This is a genomic window from Bradyrhizobium sp. LTSPM299 (assembly GCF_000938235.1).
In the GTDB taxonomy this organism is placed as follows: Bacteria; Pseudomonadota; Alphaproteobacteria; order Rhizobiales; family Xanthobacteraceae; genus Bradyrhizobium.
This window is the reverse complement of the sequence record NZ_JYMU01000016.1, coordinates 191,197-208,794: the sequence shown is the minus strand read 5'-3', so window position 1 is coordinate 208,794 and position 17,598 is coordinate 191,197. Positions and strand designations below refer to the sequence as shown.

The following is a 17,598-nucleotide window of genomic DNA, read 5'->3' as shown; positions in this document are numbered from 1 at the left end:
CAAATTCTCCCACGATATTTCTGGCCTCACGCGAGGCAGCGGCGCGACGACGCTCAATGCGTCAGCACAATCGAGACCTGGATCTGCCCGCGCGTGCGCAACACTTCGAGCGACACTTCGCCATTGTGACGGCGCAGCCTTAAGTCGACGCTGGAGGCGCCGAGCCTGAGGTCACGCAACACCACCTCGTTGAGGAATTCCGGTAGCCGCGGGTTACGCAGGCGAATCTCACCGCGTGAGGTGTCGAATTCGAGCCCAAGCGCCGCCTCCAGCAGGGTAAAGGGCGTTGCACTCGCCCAGGCCTGCGGCGCGCAGGCGACCGGATAAAGCACCGGGCCGCGCCGGCGCTCGCGACGGAAGCCGCAAAACAGCTCCGGCAGCCGCCGCAGCTCCATATAGCTGGCAGCGTCGAACAATCCCTTGAACAGATGCGCGACCGAATGCTTCAGACCATAACGCGCTAAACCCAGCGCGATCAGCGCGTTGTCATGCGGCCAGATCGAGCCGTCATGATAGGACATCGGATTGTAACGCGCTTCACCGACCGCGACGGTGCGGATGCCCCAGCCCGAAAAGAACTTTGGGCTCATCAGGTCGGCCGCGACCAATCGCGCGCGGTCCTCGCGCACGATGCCGGAGAACAGCAGCTGGCCGGCATTGGACGTACGCACCCTGCACTGCTGCTTGGCGCCGTCGAGCGCCAGCGCATAGGTGCCCAGTTCCTCGCACCAGAAGGCCTCTTCAAAGCGTTCGCGGAGGCGTTCGGCCTCGGCGTCCAGCTTCGCGGCTTTCTCGGGCATGCCAAGCCGGCGCGCCGCACGCGCGGCGAGCCGCTTGCCGGCAAACACATAGCCCTGCACTTCCGCAAGCGCGATATACCCCTCGGCCAGCCGTCCGTCGGCATGGAAGATGGCGTCGAAAGAGTCCTTCCAGCCTTGATTCTGAAGGCCCTGCTCCGTCGCGCGCTGATATTCGACGAAGCCGTCGCGGTCCGGATCGCCCGGCCCGTCGATCCATTGCAGTCCGGCCTCGACCGCGGGCCACAGCTCGCGCAGCGTCTCTTCGTCGCCGGTGCGCTCGAGATAGAGCCCGGCCAGCAGCACGAACAGCGGCGTCGAATCGACGCTGCCGTAATATTGCGCGAACGGCACCTCGCGCAGCGCCGCCATCTCGCCGCCGCGCATCTCGTGCAGGATCTTGCCGGGCGCGGCATCGGCCAGCGGATCGACCGTCTTCGCCTGGAAGAAGGCCAGCCGCTTCAGCACGCCCTTGGCGATCCGCGGATCGATCCACAGCATCTGCATCGCCGTGATCAGGCCGTCACGGCCGAACGTCGTCGAGTACCAGGGAATGCCGGCATAGGGATAGCGGCCCTGCGGTGTCTCGGTCATCAGCATGTTGAGGTCGGCCATCGCCTGGCACAGCACCTCATTGAAGATGTTGTTCGAGGTCTCGATACTGGCAGCACCTGCCGTCAATGTCCGCATCTCGCGGCGATGCGCCAGCAGACCGCGGAAGAACGGCACCGGCTTCTGCATGATCGGCTTGTTGCAGGACACCGCGACGAACAGCGAGGTCACCTGCGCCGGCGCGAGCTCCAGATGATAGGTCGCCGCGTTCACCGACAGCCGGGTCGGCCGCGGTTCGAAATGCAGCGCGGTTATCCGCGACTGATCGTCGAGGCCGCAATATTCCAGCACGACATCGGTCGGCCCCAGCAGCTTGTTCGCGCCCACGCCGCGCCGTGGCCGGCGCTCGCCGCGCACCTCAAACAGATCGGCAAAGTCGTTGTCGAACAGCAAAGTGAGATCGACGCTCGCGGGACTTTCACCGTGATTCTGCACGCCGATGCGCTGATAGGCGGTGCCGCGCCACAGGAAGATCGAGCGCACGATGTGCAGCGTGTCCTTTTGCAGCACCAGGCGACCGTCGCGGTAGACGTCGGAATTGGTGAGGTCGACCGTCAGCGCCGAATTGTCGTCGCGCATGTTGGAGCCGAGCAGCAGCGGCTGCACCTCGTCCAGCACCATCTCCAGCCGCGCGAGGTAGCGCGTATCGGCGTTGAACAGGCCGTCCGGGCCGCCCGCGGAAGCGCCGATGTCGCCATGGCTGTCGAGCACGATGAAGGTGTCATCGTGCTTGAGCGAACGCCGCGGCCGCGCCGCCGGCCCGGTCATCGGAATGTAGAACGGCGATTCCATGACGATCTGCTCGGTGATGCGAGCGCTGATCTGCGTAACGACGTCGGCTGCCATCTGAACCTCGGGCGACTTTATTGCTGCGACGAACGCACCGGGACGCAAGGACGCTGGATGACGCAGGCTCAGGCCGCGCTGGCAGAGAGACGGCCCATTTCGCGCGCAACCAGGTCGCGATACGGCCCTTTGCCCTTCACGAGCAGGTCAGGCGGACCATCCTCGATGATGTGGCCGCCCTGCAGCATCACCACGCGGTCGAAATTGCGCAGTGTCGCGAGGCGGTGCGCGATCGCTACCACCGTACGCCCGCGCATCAGCCGCGACAACGCCTCGCGGATCGCTTCCTCGGAATCTGCGTCGAGCGCGGCGGTGGCTTCATCCAGCAGCAGGATCGGCGAATCCTTCAGGAAAGCGCGCGCGATCGCGATCCGCTGCCGCTGGCCGCCGGAAACCTTGATGCCGCGATCGCCGACGATGGTGTCCATGCCCTCCGGCAGGGTTTCGATGAAGTCGCAGCGTGCCGCGACCGCCGCCCGCAGCACTTCGTCGTCGGAGGCGTTCGGCCGGCCGTAGCGGATGTTCTCCATGATCGAGCGATGGAACAGCGAGATGTCCTGCGGCACCACGGAGATCGCCTCGCGCAGGCTGAGCTGGGTGACACGGGAAATGTCCTGGCCGTCGATCGTGATGCTGCCCTGCTCGACGTCGTAGAAGCGCTGCAGCAGCGTGAACAGGCTGGACTTGCCGCCGCCGGACTGACCGACCAGGCCGACCCTCTGGCCGGGCTGGATGCGCAGGCTGAAGCGTTCGAACACCTGCATGCCGCCGGGATAACCGAACGTCACGTTGTTGAAAGCGATCGCAGCACCACTCTTCACCAGAGGCTCGGCCTCCGGGTGATCGTTCAGCTCATGCGGCTGCAGCAGCGTTGCGAGCGCCTCGGTCAGCCGCGCGACATGCTGGGTGACGTCGACCAGCGCGACGGCGAGATCGCGGGTGGCGCTGAGGATCGAGATGCCGAGCGTACAGACCAGCACGACATCGCCGGTGGTCGCCGCGCCCTGCTGCCAGAGATTGATGGCCCAGGCCAGCATTGCGATGGTCAGCACCACGGTCACGGCGGCGTGAGTGAGGCGGAGTTTCTCCAGATAGCGCAGGGAACGGCCGCGCGCGACGACTTCGCGATTCACCGTCGCATCGAAGCGATCGTGCTCGTAGCGAAGCCCACAGAACGCCCGCACCAACGGCAAATTGCTGATCACATCGACCATTTCGCCGTCAACCGCCGCAGCCTTGTTGGCGAATTCGTCATGCAACGGCTTGCCGGCAGCCGCCAGATGGAACATTGCCAGCACCATGGTTCCCGATATCAGCACGAGCACGGCCGACATCGTCAGGCTGACGGTTCCAATCAGCGCGATCGCCGAGAAGGTCGCTATGCACGGTGGCAACACGTTCCAGACGAACATGTTCTCGACAGTGAAGACCGCATTCGACGTCGCGGTGATGCGGCTGGTCAGCATGCCCGGCAGGCGATCCGAGAAATAGCTCGGCGCGTGGCCGGTGAGATGACGGAACATGTCGCGGCGAAGGTCGCCCGTGACGCCGACAAAGGTGAAACTCCCGGTCCAGCTAGCAATCCGCCACAGGAAGTTGTCGGCGGCGATCAGCGACATGAGCAGAGCGAATGCCAGCCATACGCCACCTGCGTATGACGGACCGGCGGACAGGGCATCCACCAGACTCTTCACGCCGTATTGCGTGCCCACCGAACAGGCAACAGCCGCAACGACGGCCGACAAAATTACAACATGCGCGCTGAGACGCCGGCGCAGATAGCGCAGCACGAAGGGAAGGGGACGATGCGCATATCCTGACAGATGATCCATGACGTCCTGCAAAGCCTGTTGAGCGACCCGTTGAGGGTGAACGAGATCTTTTTACTTAAGTTTCCCGTGCACGATGACGTGAAGAGCGGCGCGTCGAATCCTTGGTGCAGCCATCACTGCGCAACAATTTTGCAACGGTGCCGTCGGCAAAAGGTGTTGGAGCGGGATGGCATCAGCAAGACCAGAGTGTGAAGGAAGGAAGGAGCGGCAGATCTCACACACATAAGGAACCTCGCACGTGCGAGAACGTTCCCGTCTCGGCATACCGGTGCCATCAAAGGGCTGAGGGTTCTTGTTCATCCACATCACACACAGGAGACGGAGACATGCGCATCGCGCAGGTGGCCCCGCTGACGGAGGCTGTTCCCCCCAAACTCTACGGCGGCACCGAACGGGTCGTGCACTGGTTAACGCAAGAACTTGTGGCCCTCGGCCATGACGTCACTTTGTTCGCCAGCGGCGATTCCCAGACATCAGCGAAGCTCGATGCGACCTGGCCCAAGGCACTACGCCTCGACGGTTCCGTCCGCGATGCCAACGCGCTGCATATGGTGATGCTGGAGCGCGTCCGGCAGAAATGCGACGATGACGAGTTCGACTTCCTGCACTTCCATCTCGACTACTATCCGTGGTCGCTGTTCCACCGGCAGCCGACGCCGTTCCTGACCACGTTGCACGGACGGCTCGACCTGCCCGAGCATCAACCCGTCTTCAACACGTTCTCCAAAATCCCGGTCATCTCGATCTCCAATGCGCAGCGGCGGCCAGTGCCGCAGGCGCATTGGGTGCGCACCATTCACCACGGCCTGCCGGAGAACCTGCTGACGCCGCAGCCGGCCAAGCCGTCCTATCTCGCGGTGCTCGGGCGCATCGCGCCGGAGAAGGGCGTCGATCGCGCCATCAAGATCGCGACCCGCTGCGGCATTCCGCTGAAGATCGCGGCAAAGGTCGATCGTGCCGACCAGGATTATTATGACGAATTGATCAAGCCGCTGATCACGAACAATCCGCTGGTCGATTTCATCGGCGAGATCAGCGACCGCGAGAAACCGGATTTTCTCAGTGGCGCAATCGGCCTGCTGGTTCCGATCGACTGGCCGGAGCCGTTCGGTCTCGTCATGATCGAGGCCATGGCCTGCGGCACGCCGGTCATCGCCTACAACCGCGGCTCGGTGCCTGAAGTGATCGACGACGGCCTCACCGGCTTCATCGTCGAGGACGAACTCAGCGCCATCTCGGCCGTCGGCCGTCTCGCCACGCTCGACCGCAATGCGATCCGCAAGCAGTTCGAAACCCGCTTCACGGCACGCCGCATGGCGCTCGACTATCTCGCCGCCTATCGCAGCCTGATGGAAGCCAAGCCACGCTTCAAACTGGTGGCGAGCGCCGAGTAGAAGTTGCAGCGGCCGATCGAATGATCCGGCGGGCCGGCGCACCTTGCGTTCCGGCTCGTCGGGTCGTTCGATTGTCAATAATAGCGCCGCCGGTGGCTACGTCCTCCATGATTGCTGCGATGCACGCGGTTGTTACGCTTCGTGCTGATACCGGCTTTGCGAATGCCGGGTTACGTGCTCTTATGCGCCCGCTTGATCAAAAATAAAAAAGCGAACGGACGGAACAGCCGTACCGCGGTCGCGCAGGGGGAACACCATGACAGGGAACCGCAGGCCTTCGGCCATTAATAATGCCGTTCCGGCCAAAGCCTCACAGAAGAAGCTGAATCGACGCAAATTCCTGGTCAAGACCGGTGGTGTCCTCGCCGCCGGCGCATTCGGTGCCGTCCCGCTGCGAGGCTGGGCCGCCGACCCCATCAACATCGGCGCGCTCTATCCGACCACCGGCAGCATGGCGCAGATCGGCACTGGCTGCGTGGCGGCTGCCAAGCTCGCGGTCGAAATGGTCAACGAGGCCGGCGGCATCAAGTCGCTCGGCGGCGCCAAGCTCAACTTGACCATTTCAGACGTGCAGAGCGACACCACGGTGACCCGCACCGAGACCGACCGCCTGATATCAGGCAACAAGCTCTCGGCGATCCACGGCTGCTATGCCAGCGCGCTGACGCTGATCGCAAGCGAAGTCTGCGAGCGCGCCAAGGTCCCGATCATCACCGGCTCGAGCTCCGACCAGCTCAACAAGGGACGCACCTACACCTTCACGCCGTTTGCGCGTGCCTCGCAGTTCGCCAAGGCGCAATTGCAGATGGCCAAGCTGGTCAGCGATCAGGCCAAGGTCGCGGTCATCTTCGAGAACACCGCGTTCGGCACCTCGACCTCGAACGGCCTGAAGGAACAGGCAGCCGGCGAAGGCGTCGAGATCGTGATGTTCGAGCCCTACTCGGCCGGCTTTACCGATGCGAGCCCGCTGATCAACAAGGTCAAAGCCTCCGGCGCCAACACGCTGTTCTCGCTCTCCTATCTCAACGACCTCATCCTGATCGTCCGCACCGTCAAGCAGGTCGGACTCAACGTCGCGATCAACGGCGGCTCCGGCGGCTTCGTAATGCCGGACTTCTACAAGAATGTCGGCAAGGCGGCCGAGGGCCTGCAGGGCGTTGCGCACTGGAACCATGACGTCAGCGACGAGGCCCAGAAGGTCAACGTCGAGTTCAAGAAGCGGACCGGGGATTTCGCGTTCGAATATGCCGGCGGCCTGGTCGCGCAGACCTTCATGCTGGCCGACGCGCTGGAACGGGCGGCGTCTGCCGATCCCAAGAAGGTCCGGGAAGCTCTCTCGACGCTCGATGTGTCGTCGGGGTATGCGGCGATGGCACCCGGCGGCAAGGTCAAGTTCGGGCCCGACGGCAAGAACGTCTACGGCCGCCCGGTCGGCGTGCAGTGGCAGAACACCGATCTGGTCAGCGTCTTCCCGAAGGAAGACGCCCGCGCCCCGCTGATGAAAACCTGAACGGCGGTCGCCTCGCATGTGGGAGACACTGGCCCAGGCCGTGATCAACGGCCTGCTCATCGGCGGCATCTACGCGCTCGTCAGCATCGGCGTCACGCTGATTTTCGGCGTGGTCAAGATCGTCAATTTCGCGCAGGGCGAATTCGTGATGATCGGGATGTACATCTCGTTCTTCCTCGCCACCCAGTTCGGCATCGATCCCTTGGTCTCACTCGTCGTCTCGATGCCGGTGCTGTTTGTCGTAGGCGTGCTGATCCAGCATTTCCTGATCCGCAGGGTGCTGGGGCCGAACGACATGCCGCAGATATTCCTGACCTTCGCGCTGTCGTTGTTGCTCTTGAACCTTGCGCTGATGCTCTTCACCGCGAATTACCGCACCGTCCACACCTCCTATTCGGACGAAGCCTTCCATTTCGGCGGGCTCTACGTTCCCGTGGCAAAACTGATCGCATTCGGCGTCGCGATGGCACTCAGCGGCCTGCTCTGGCTGTTCCTGCACACCACCGATCTCGGCCGGGCAATGCGGGCGGCATCGCAGAACCGCGATGTCGCGATGCTGATGGGGATCAATCCCAACCGCGTGTTCGCGGTCGCATTCGGCGCCGCGCTGGCGCTGGCGGGTGCCGCCGGATCGCTGTTGATGCCGTTCTATTCAGCCTATCCGTTCGTCGGCCAGACCTTCGTGCTGATGGCGTTCGTCGCCGTCGTGCTCGGCACGCTCGGCAATGTGATCGGCGCGCTGGTCGCCAGCCTGATGATGGGCGTCGCCGAATCGCTCGGTATCCAGTTCGTCGGCGCCGATTCCGGATTGATCGTGGTGTTCGCGATGCTGCTGCTGACGCTCGCCTTCAAGCCCACCGGCCTTGGCGCCAGGAGAGGCCGCTGATGCTGACCTCCGGGAAAATGAAGTGGCTGTGGCTGGCGCTGGCGGCCGTGGTCCTGATCGCCCTGCCCCAGCTCATCACCTCGTCGTTTGCAGTCGACATCCTCATCCGCATCCTGCTGTTCTCCTTCATCGGCGTCGCCTGGAACCTGATGGGCGGCTACGCCAAGCAGCTGTCGCTCGGGCACTCCGCCTATTTCGGCCTCGGCGCCTACACCTCGACCATCATGCAGGTGAACTACGGCATCTCGCCCTGGATCGGGATGATCGCCGGCGGCGTGGTCGCGATGCTGGCGAGCCTGCCGATCGGCTGGCTCTGCTTCCGCCTGCGCGGCCCCTATTTCACCATCGCGACCATTGCGACCGCGCAGGTGCTGATGCTGATCTTCCTGAAATTCCGCGACTTCGCCTGGGGCGCCGAGGGCACCACGATCCCGAACCTCGGCAGCGCGCCGCTGATGATGCAGTTCGAGGACAAGGCATCGTACTATTACGTCATCCTCGGACTTCTCGTCGTTGGCCTCTGGGTCACCCATCTGATCGAGAGATCGTGGATGGGCTACTACCTGGTCGCGATCGGCGAGGATGAGGACGCGGCGGAAGCCATCGGCGTCAACGCGCCGAAGATCAAGCGCGACATCTACCTGATCAGCGCGTTCCTGACCGCGCTCGCCGGCACCTTCTACACCCAGTACATCTACTTCATCGATCCCGCGACCGCCTTCAGCTTCAGCGTCTCGATCGAGGCCGCGCTGGTGTCGATCGTCGGCGGCATCGGCACGCTGTGGGGGCCCGTCATCGGCACCGTGCTGCTGGAGACCACCTCGGCGCTGCTGCAAAGCTGGCTCGGCAGCTCGGTCGGCGGCATCCAGCTCACCGTCTACAGCGTGATCCTGATCGCCGTGATCCTGTGGCGCCCGACCGGGCTGATCGGCGTCGCGCGTGAGGCCTATCAACGCTATATCAGGCGCAAGCTGGCGCGTGCGTAAGGGCAGACGATGGCGGACGCATTGGTCATCAAGGGTCTCAGCAAGCGCTTCGGCGGCCTGCGCGCCGTGCAGGACGTCAGCTTCTCCGTGCAGGAGAACGAGACGGTCGCGCTGATCGGCCCGAACGGTGCCGGCAAGACCACGAGCTTTCACTTGATCACCGGATTCCACCGCCCGGACTCCGGCTCGGTGCTCGCCTTCGGCAAGGAGGTCGTGGGCCTGCGGCCGCACGACGTCTGCGCGCTCGGAATGGCCCGCACCTTCCAGGTGGCAAAGCCGTTTGGTGCGATGACGGTGCTCGCCAACGTGATGACCGGCGCCTTCCTGCGCGACCGGCATATGGCCGCTGCGCGACAAAAGGCGCTCGAGGCGATCGACTTCGTCGGCCTCAACGCCAAAGAGCAGACGGCGGCCAAGGATCTCACCACGATCGACCAGCGCCGGCTGGAAATGGCCCGCGCGCTGGCGACGCAGCCAAAAATCCTGCTGCTCGACGAAGTGATGGCCGGGCTCAATCCGTCCGAAATCGACCAGGCAGTCGCGCTGATCAAGAAACTCTCCGCCGCGGGCCTGACCATCGTGATCGTCGAGCACGTGATGCGCGCGATCATGGCGGTGGCCCGCCACATCGTGGTGCTCGACCACGGCCAGAAGATCGCCGAGGGTGCGCCGAAGGAGATCGTGGAGAACCCGGAAGTGATCCGCGCCTATCTCGGCTCCTACGTGCATCCGCCGGGAGACGCGCATGCTTGAGCTTACCGGCGTCAGCGCCAGCTACGGCTCGGTCCCGGCCATCACCGATGTCAGCATCTCCATCGGCGAGGGCGAGGCCGTCGGCCTGCTCGGCGCCAATGGTGCCGGCAAGAGCACGACGTTGCGCGCCGTCTCTGGCCTTGTGAAATTGTTCGCGGGCAAGGTCACCTTCGACGGCGTCGATCTCGCCACGCTGCCGCCGTATCGCATTCCCGAGCTTGGCATCGCGCATGTCCCTGAAGGACGCCAGGTCTTTCCGGAGATGACCGTGCAGGAAAACCTCGAGATCGGCGCCTATGTGCCGAAGGCCAAGGCGGATCGCGTCCGAACCATGGAGCTGGTCTATAACATCTTCCCGCGCCTCGCCGATCGCAAGAAACAGCTCGCCGGCACCATGAGCGGCGGTGAGCAGCAGATGCTCGCAGTCGGCCGTGGGCTGATGCTCAAACCGCGCCTGCTGATGCTCGATGAACCCTCGCTAGGCCTCGCACCCGTGATGACCGACGTGACCTTCGAGAAGATCGGCGAGATCCACAAGATGGGCACCGCGATCCTTTTGGTCGAGCAGAATGTCAGCCGCGCACTGTCGCTGGTGCAGCGCGCCTATGTGCTGGAAAGCGGCAAGGTGATCATGCACGGCACCAGCACCGAGCTTGCCAACAACAAGCAGGTGCAGGCGGCGTATCTGGGGATTTAAGGTGGAGTTTGTACCCTCCACCGTCATTGCGAGCGAAGCGAAGCAATCCAAAGTTCCGCGTATGCCGGCCGATGGATTGCTTCGTCGCTGTCGCTCCTCGCAATGACGGCGACAGCTTCTAAGTCACCACCGTCCGTTTCGGCTCGACAATCTCGAACATCCGCGGAAACTCATCCATCAGCGCCATCAATTCGCCGAGCCGCATCGGGTCACCCGCGGCCTTGATCTTGCCGGCGGCGACGGCGTTCGGGAACGTGGTCAGCTTGGCGATGATCTCGTCGAGCGTGCCACGCGCCAGCGTGAAGCTGGCATGGGCATCGCCCGCCTGCGCGCCCTTGACGTAGGTCAGCGCCGCATTCTCGAGATTCAGGATGAAGCTCTCGCCGGTGTCGGTGAAATTCCAGTTCAGCACGATGCGCTTGCCCTCCGCCTTGGGACCGTTGAGGCGGACACCGAGCACGTCGAACAGCTGCTCGGTGCGCAGCGCGGCCAGCGTCTCACGCGGCATCGGGGCGCGCGGCGGCGTCTTCGGCATGCCCTGGCGCAATTCCTGGGCGCCGAACAGATAGGCGTTGCGCCAGGTCGAACTCTCCGCGGCGTAGCCCAGCTGCTCGAACGTGTCAGCCAGCATCGCGCGCGCCGCCTGGTTGTCGGGATCGGCAAACACGAGATGGCTGACCGCCTGCGCGACGAAGCGGAATTCACCCTTGGCGAAATCTGCTTCAGCACGTTTCAGGATCGCGTCTGCGCCGCCCATGTACTCGACATACTTCTTGCCCGACTCCACCGGCGGCAGTGGATCGAGGTTGACCGGATTGGCGTCGTACCAGCCGAGATACTTCTGGTAGATCGCCTTCACATTGTGCCTGATATGGCCGTAATAGCCGCGGCCGTGCCAGGCGCCTTCGAGGCTCTGCGGCAGGCGGATGGCTTCAGCGATCTCGGCCGCATTGAGTCCGTGGTTCATCAGCCGGATAGTCTGGTCGTGCGCGTACTTATAGAGATCGCGCTGCTGGCGGATCATGGTGTCGATGCGGTCGCGCCCCCACACCGGCCAGTGATGCTGGCCGCACATCGCCTCGGCCTTGCCGCCCCACATCTGCAGGGCCTCGCCGAGATATTTCGACCAGGCCAGCGCGTCGCGGACATCGGCGCCGCGGAACGGCAGCAGATTGTGGAAATTATGCGTGCAGTTCTCCGCGAGGTTCAGCAGCTTGTAGCGCGGCAGGAAGAAATGCATCTCCGCCGGCGCCTCGCTGTTCGGCGCCATCTGGAATTCGAACTCGACGCCGTCGATGATCCTGACGTCGCCGGTCGCGATGATCAGGTCGGTCGGGCGCAGCAGCGCCACGGAGCCCGCCGCCATGGTCTTGCCAAGGCCGCAATCGACCTGGCCGCGCACGCCCTTGGCGAGGAACGGCCCGAACTGATATTGCGCGCGGCGCAGCATCGCCGGCCCGGCGATGACGTTTTCGGAGACCGCGTGCTCCATGAACAGGTTCGGCGCGATGATCGGCACGCCCGCCGCCAGCATCTCGTCATCGATCACGCCGCGCGCGCCGCCCCAATGGTCGGTATGAGTGTGCGAGAAAATCACGGCCACGACCGGCCGCCGACCACGGTGCTGGAAATATAGCTCCATCGCCGCGCGCGCGCCCTCGATCGAGGTCAGCGTATCCACGACGATGACGCCCTTGTCGCCTTCGATCAGCGTCATGTTGGCGATGTCGAGCCCGCGCACCTGGTAGACGCCAGGGACCACCTCGAACAGGCCGTGATGCATGTTGAGCCGCGACTGCCGCCACAGGCTGGGATCGACGGATGGCGGCGCGTTCTCGTCAGACAGAAAGCCGTAAGGCTCGAGGCTCCAGACCGTCCGCCCCTGCGCGGAGGCGATCTTCGCATTCTCGATGGTGCCGAGGAAGCCGCGCGCGGCATCGTCGAAATCCCTGACATCAGAGAACGGCAGCGCCTTCAGCGTCGCCTCGTGTTGCGCGATAACGGAGGCGGATGCGGCCTTCGGAGTTGGCTGCGACGTATCGGCTGTCGTCATGGTCATTTACTCCCTCGCACTATTATTGGTCGCGCGTCACTCAGCGAAACTGCACACCTTCGAACTGCCCGCTGCGGCGCCACTCGTCGATATATTTGAAGTAGGCCAAGGCACCGGCCGGATAGCCGACGTTAAGCTTGGCGGCCGGGCCGGGCTCGTGTCCCTCGTTGTTATAGTAGCCGGGCGTGCAATCGGGCCCGCCGATCATCCGGCCGACGCTGGTCAGCAGAAGCTCGATCCAGCGATCTTCGGCTTCCTTGCTGACCTCGATCTGCGCAAAGCCGTTCGCCTGCGCGTGGCTCACCATCTGCGCGATCGTCCTTGCCGCCTCGGTCAAATTGTGCGGCACATTGGAGATGAGATTGGCGCCCTGGGTCGGCTGCACGAAGAACGCATTCGGAAAGCCATGGACGTGGATGCCGTGCTTGGTCCGCATGCCCTGCGCCCAATACTCCGACAGCTTAACGCCATCCCGGCCCGTCAGGTCGAAGCCGGCGCGGCGCTTGTATTCCGTGCCGACCTCGAAGCCGGACGCATAGATGATGCAATCGAGCTCGTATTCCTTGCCGGCGACGACAATCCCGTTCTCGGTGATGGCATCGACGCCCTTGCCTTCGGTATCAACCAAATGCGCACCGGGCGTATTGAACGCCTGAAGATACGAATCATGGAAGCAGGGCCGCTTGCAGAGCTGGCCGTACCAAGCCTTGAGATTCGCAGCCGTCTCGCGATCGCGGACGATGCTGTCGATCCGGTTGCGGATTTCCTCCATCTTTTCGAAGTCGGAATCCTCGAAAGCGGCCCGCATGTTTTGCACGGTCCTTTGCTCGCGCGGCAGCAGCATGACCTTGGCGCGGATCCGCTTCGACAAATCGGTCCAGCCGTCCTGCACCAGATCCTCTTCCGCGGAGCCGCCGGCCTGATTTGCAGTGAAATTTTCCAGCCAGCGCAGTTGCCAACCGGGCGTGGCAATATCCGCGAACCATTTTGGATCGATCGGAACATTGCCGCGCACGTCGACCGACGAAGGCGTGCGCTGGAACACGTAGAGCTCCTTGCAAGCACGCGCGAGATGCGGCACGCATTGCACGGAGGTTGCACCTGTCCCGATGATGCCGACGCGCTTGCCGGCCAGCTTCTCCATCAGCGCGCCCTGGGGATTGCCGCCGGTGTAGTCGTAATCCCAGCGGCTGGTGTGGAACGAATGCCCCTTAAAGTTCTCGATGCCGGGAATGCCGGGAAGCTTCGGCACGTGCAGCGGACCGGTGCCGATGCCGACATATTGCGCGGTGAAGGCGTCTCCTCGGGTGGTGCGGATCGTCCAGCGCGATTGCGCCTCGTCCCAGTCGAGGCTCACCACCTCGGTGTGAAACAGCGCGTTGTGGTAGAGGCCGAAATGTTTGCCGATCCGCTGGCAGTGCGCGAGGATCTCCGGCGCATGCGCGTATTTCTCCGACGGCATGTGGCCGGTCTCTTCCAGCAGCGGCATGTAGACCATCGAAGCTGTGTCGCATTGCGCGCCGGGATAGCGGTTCCAGTACCAGGTGCCGCCGAAATCGCCGCCCTTCTCGATGATGCGAACATCCTTGATGCCGGCCTCGGTCAGCCGGGCCGCCGTGGCAAGCCCTGCGAAGCCGCCACCGATGAAGGCAAAGGTGACATGGTCGCTCTTCGGCGGGCGCGGGGTGACCGGCGTGTAGGGATCGTCGAGATAGTGCGCCAGCTGTCCCTTGATCTGCAGATACTGGTCGTTGCCGTCAGAACGCAGCCGCTTGTTGCGCTCCTCCAGATACTTTTGGCGCAGGCGCTCCTTGTCGATTGCAGAGGGTTTTGCGTTCCGGGGCTGGTCAGTCATGGTCATCAGCAAGCGCCTCACTCATCAGGCTTTTGGTCGCCATTCCAGCGCAACTAACCCCATATCGACACAATTGGCAAATTCATTTCGATATATTGACAATAATGCCAATCTGAGACCATTATTTTGCATGACGTCGCTGATTACGGCCGAGCCGCAAACCGACCCATCCTTTGCGACCACCCTCGCGCATGGGCTCGACCTCCTGGCGGCCTTCCGCAGTCACGCCGGCCCGCTGTCGAACGCCGAACTCGCCCAGCATACGGGCCTGTCGCGGCCGACGGTGTCGCGGCTGACCTACACGCTGGAGCAACTCGGCTATCTCAGGCGCGATGCCAAGGGCCGCTTCGTACTCGGGCTTGGCGTGCTCGCCGCGGCCTATCCGGTGTTGTCGTCCCTGAAGGTGCGCCAACTCGCGCGCCCGCTGATGCGTGACTTCGCAACCTATGCCGGCGGCACGGTGTCGATCGCGATGCCGTTCGGGCTCGACTTCATCTATGTCGAGACGCTGCGCACGACGGATGCGGCGCCGCATGTGCCTGATGTCGGTTTCGTCAGCACGCTGGCGCCGACCGCGGTCGGCCGCGCGCTGTTGTCGCTATTCACCGGGGACGAGCTCGACGCCTATGTGGCGCGCGTCAAGGCCGAGCGTCCCGACGAGTTCGATTACGTCCAGAAGCGCACGCTGCCTGACATCGAGCTGTGCAAGGAGTGCGGCTTCGCCGTCTCACTTGGCGAATGGCGGCGCGAGATCTTCGGCGTTGCCGCGCCGCTCTACCGCACGTCATCGGGCGAGTGCCTGGCGGTCAATTGCGGTGTTCCCTCATACCGGTTCAGCGCCGAGCAGATCGAGCGCGAATGCGGCCCGCGCATCCTCGGCCTCGCCCGCAGCATCCGCGCGCTGGTGGCGGACGGCTAGCCCCGGTCACTTCCTCACATCCATCTTGATGCTGCCATCGTCAGGCGGCGCGTTGCCGGCTGCGATCGTCATCCACGCGTGCCGGCTCGGCCGCGAAGACGTAGCCGCCGCGACGCTCCTTTGCACGATACAGCGCCGCGTCGGACCGCGAGAGCAGTGCCTCGACCGTCATGCCGTGCTCGGGCGACAGCGCGATGCCGATACTGGCCCCGATGACGATGTCATGATCGCCAATCCGATAGGGCGCGCTGATCGTGTCGAAAATCCGCTGCGCCATGGCTTCGGCCTCGCCGCGGGATTGCGGCGCCCCTGGACCAGGATGAATTCGTCGCCGCCCATGCGCACGACGAGATCGGTACCGTCGGCGAGCGACGACAACCTTGCCGCCACCTGCCGCAGCAGGGCGTCGCCGACCGGATGACCGAAGCGGTCGTTGGCCGCCTTGAAATGATCGAGGTCGATGGCATGGACCGCAGCCATCGCGCTACCGCGTTCTGCGAGGATCTCCGCGAGGTCGGTGGCGAGCACCGAGCGGTTGAGCAGGCCGGTCATCGGGTCGATACGCGCCAGCTGTTCGAACTTCCGCTTCAGCGACATCTGGTTCAGCGTGTTGTCGTAAGACAAACGAACCATCTCGACACCGGCCACTATGAAGACCAGGAACATGACGCCCAGCGCGATATGCGGTGCATCCCATGCCTTCATGAAGCTCGCAACGACCGCGGGCAGAGCCACCGCCGCGAAATCCAGGATCGCGACCACCGGCCGCAACGACAGCCGCGCGACGATCCCCGCGCTGAAGCCGAAGGCGATGCCGACCGCCATCACCAGGCAGATCGCGTCGTCGACGAACAGGCTGCGGCCGGCAAACAACCCGATGGTCAGGGCGGTGGCCACGCTGCCCACCGCGTAGCGCCATTCCCAGACGACGCCCTCGGCCCGATCGCGCAGCGGCCTCCGGCGCGTTTCGTTCCGGAATGCGAGCACGCCGAACAGCCGCACGACGGCGACGACAACGCCGACGATCGCCAGCGCCGCGGAGAGGCGGTCCCCGGTCTCGCTGACCGAAATCGCGCCGACGATTGCCTGACAACCGCCGGCAATCAGGATCGGGACCGTGGTCCCGTAAAGCGTCCCGATAACCTCCAGATAGACGGCGTCGGAGATCGACGCGGCGCCAGATCTGAATCTCCCGAACGGCATGGTTTTCCCCCGATACGGCCCGCAGGATACCGGAGGGACGTAAAGCTACCGGGGTCCAGATCGCTAAAATTGAATCGACTTCAGCGCATTAGGGATGCGTTAACCGCATCCAACGGGGCGCCGCTGGAGCCTTTTTCATTCCGGACCTGCCGACAAGCCAGCCCGGACAGGTCCGGGCTGGCTTGGCTCATCCTAGGCCAGGTAGTTGCCCTCGAGCGCCGGCATGATGTCGAGCACTTCGAAATAGTGGTCCCAGAACCGGGTGTCACGAAGGTGATCGCAGAACCAGGCCCAAGCCGTCAGGTCGCGGGTTTCGCAAATCATGACGTCGGTCGCCCTGGTCGAGAAAGCCTCCGGTTCGAACCAGCGTATCCTGAGTTCGGGACGCCGCCTGAGCAGCGGGATGATTTCCTCGTCCAGGAAGGCGCGGCGCTGCTCGGTCTTCAGATCGAGCCAATGCCGCGTGGTCTTGACCATGACAAAGATGTGAAACGTGTTGGGATCGTCCTCATGTTCGGGGAGGACAGCGGATGTTGTCGATTGTAATGTGGTCATTGATCAGGTTTCCTTTCGCCTGCATAATGTGAGTAATTGCTCGTATTCCACAACTCGCGTTTCAGGAGCGAAACTCATGCCGGCGAAACGGCGCGTAAAGGCCCGGAAACAGCCGCTTCAGCAGCGCTCGCGGGAAACCGTCGCGGTCATCCTGGAGGCCGCGGCTCGCGTTTTGGAGCAGCGCGGGCTCGAGGGTTACAACACCAATGCGGTGGCCGAACGTGGCGGGATCAGCGTCGGCTCGGTCTACCAGTACTTCCCGAACAAGGACGCGCTGACCCTCGCCCTGATCGCCAGATTCGAAGACGAGCTGTTGGAGAAGGTGCGGGACGCGTTCGCGGCATCCGAGGGAAAGAGCCTGACGGCGGCACTCAAGCTCCTCGTTCGCGCCCAGATCGAGGTGCACGCCGAGCGGGCGGGACTGAACCGCATCCTGGAGACCGAGGAAGATCGCCTGCGCCCGACGTCGTCAGATTCATCGGCGTCCGGAGAGCTGAAGGCGTTGGTCCGTGCCCTGCTGGAGAGACACCGAAGCGAGATCGGCAAGCCCGTCGATGGCGATACGATCGAGGACGTGATCGTGATCTCCCGTGCGATGGTCGACCATGCGCTCCAGAAGGACCTGTCGCGGCCTGCCGCCAGCCGCCGGGTGCTGCGCGCGATCGAGGGATATCTGCATGGCCGTGACCGGGCATGAACG

General features: G+C 63.7%; 15 protein-coding genes. 8 read left to right on the top strand and 7 right to left on the bottom strand.

Annotation, left to right across the window (positions count from 1 at the left end; all coding sequences use genetic code 11):
- Positions 1 to 53: 53 nt before the first annotated feature.
- Both UP10_RS11370 and UP10_RS11365 read right to left on the bottom strand, forming a co-directional pair.
- Positions 54 to 2,255 carry an amylo-alpha-1,6-glucosidase gene (locus UP10_RS11370; RefSeq protein WP_044587428.1) on the bottom strand — a complete coding sequence of 734 codons (2,202 nt, stop codon included), beginning with the start codon at positions 2,253 to 2,255 and terminating at the stop codon, positions 54 to 56.
- Between the two features lie 68 nt (positions 2,256 to 2,323).
- Entirely contained in the window at positions 2,324 to 4,087 is a 1,764-nt protein-coding gene (locus UP10_RS11365; RefSeq protein WP_044587477.1) for an ABC transporter ATP-binding protein, read from the bottom strand.
- 326 nt (positions 4,088 to 4,413) lie between these two features.
- On the opposite strand from UP10_RS11365, the gene UP10_RS11360 reads away from it, so the two are divergent.
- The 6 genes from UP10_RS11360 (at position 4,414) to UP10_RS11335 (ending at position 10,313) form a co-directional block, all read left to right on the top strand.
- On the top strand, positions 4,414 to 5,481 hold the full coding sequence (locus tag UP10_RS11360) for a glycosyltransferase family 4 protein (protein ID WP_044587427.1): 1,068 nt from the start codon (positions 4,414 to 4,416) through the stop codon (positions 5,479 to 5,481).
- A gap of 256 nt (positions 5,482 to 5,737) precedes the next feature.
- Positions 5,738 to 6,991, top strand: a complete 1,254-nt coding sequence (locus UP10_RS11355) for an ABC transporter substrate-binding protein (protein ID WP_044587426.1) — start codon at positions 5,738 to 5,740, stop codon at positions 6,989 to 6,991.
- Between the two features lie 16 nt (positions 6,992 to 7,007).
- Positions 7,008 to 7,877, top strand: coding sequence for a branched-chain amino acid ABC transporter permease (locus UP10_RS11350; RefSeq protein WP_044587425.1), 870 nt, complete (start codon positions 7,008 to 7,010; stop codon positions 7,875 to 7,877).
- Positions 7,877 to 8,863 (top strand): branched-chain amino acid ABC transporter permease, encoded by a 987-nt coding sequence (locus tag UP10_RS11345; RefSeq protein WP_044587424.1) that lies wholly within the window; start codon positions 7,877 to 7,879, stop codon positions 8,861 to 8,863. Before UP10_RS11350 ends, UP10_RS11345 begins: the two co-directional genes overlap by 1 nt.
- 9 nt (positions 8,864 to 8,872) lie before the next feature.
- Positions 8,873 to 9,616 carry an ABC transporter ATP-binding protein gene (locus UP10_RS11340; RefSeq protein WP_044587423.1) on the top strand — a complete coding sequence of 248 codons (744 nt, stop codon included), beginning with the start codon at positions 8,873 to 8,875 and terminating at the stop codon, positions 9,614 to 9,616.
- A complete protein-coding gene (locus UP10_RS11335) occupies positions 9,609 to 10,313 on the top strand; it encodes an ABC transporter ATP-binding protein (RefSeq protein ID WP_044587422.1) in 705 nt (234 codons plus the stop codon). Before UP10_RS11340 ends, UP10_RS11335 begins: the two co-directional genes overlap by 8 nt.
- A gap of 118 nt (positions 10,314 to 10,431) precedes the next feature.
- Here UP10_RS11335 and UP10_RS11330 read toward each other — a convergent pair whose 3' ends face one another.
- Together UP10_RS11330 and UP10_RS11325 are read right to left on the bottom strand one after the other, a co-directional pair.
- Positions 10,432 to 12,372, bottom strand: coding sequence for an alkyl/aryl-sulfatase (locus UP10_RS11330; RefSeq protein WP_044587421.1), 1,941 nt, complete (start codon positions 12,370 to 12,372; stop codon positions 10,432 to 10,434).
- A gap of 34 nt (positions 12,373 to 12,406) precedes the next feature.
- Entirely contained in the window at positions 12,407 to 14,227 is a 1,821-nt protein-coding gene (locus UP10_RS11325) for a flavin-containing monooxygenase (protein ID WP_082077053.1), read from the bottom strand.
- A 124-nt stretch (positions 14,228 to 14,351) separates the two neighbouring features.
- Between UP10_RS11325 and UP10_RS44070 the strand changes: the two genes are divergently transcribed.
- On the top strand, positions 14,352 to 15,140 hold the full coding sequence (locus UP10_RS44070; protein WP_044587420.1) for an IclR family transcriptional regulator: 789 nt from the start codon (positions 14,352 to 14,354) through the stop codon (positions 15,138 to 15,140).
- A 40-nt stretch (positions 15,141 to 15,180) separates the two neighbouring features.
- On the opposite strand, the gene UP10_RS46340 is transcribed toward UP10_RS44070, so the two are convergent.
- The 3 genes from UP10_RS46340 to UP10_RS11310 form a co-directional block, all read right to left on the bottom strand.
- Positions 15,181 to 15,417, bottom strand: coding sequence for a diguanylate cyclase domain-containing protein (locus UP10_RS46340; RefSeq protein WP_283807648.1), 237 nt, complete (start codon positions 15,415 to 15,417; stop codon positions 15,181 to 15,183).
- Positions 15,309 to 16,343 (bottom strand): GGDEF domain-containing protein, encoded by a 1,035-nt coding sequence (locus UP10_RS46335; protein ID WP_283807647.1) that lies wholly within the window; start codon positions 16,341 to 16,343, stop codon positions 15,309 to 15,311. The genes UP10_RS46340 and UP10_RS46335 overlap by 109 nt, the downstream gene beginning before the upstream one ends.
- Positions 16,344 to 16,535: 192 nt before the next feature.
- Positions 16,536 to 16,898: a darcynin family protein gene (locus UP10_RS11310; RefSeq protein WP_044587419.1), complete on the bottom strand. Its 363-nt coding sequence runs from the start codon at positions 16,896 to 16,898 to the stop codon at positions 16,536 to 16,538.
- Positions 16,899 to 16,974: 76 nt separating this feature from the next.
- Between UP10_RS11310 and UP10_RS11305 the strand changes: the two genes are divergently transcribed.
- On the top strand, positions 16,975 to 17,595 hold the full coding sequence (locus tag UP10_RS11305; protein ID WP_044587418.1) for a TetR/AcrR family transcriptional regulator: 621 nt from the start codon (positions 16,975 to 16,977) through the stop codon (positions 17,593 to 17,595).
- Positions 17,596 to 17,598 lie beyond the last annotated feature (3 nt).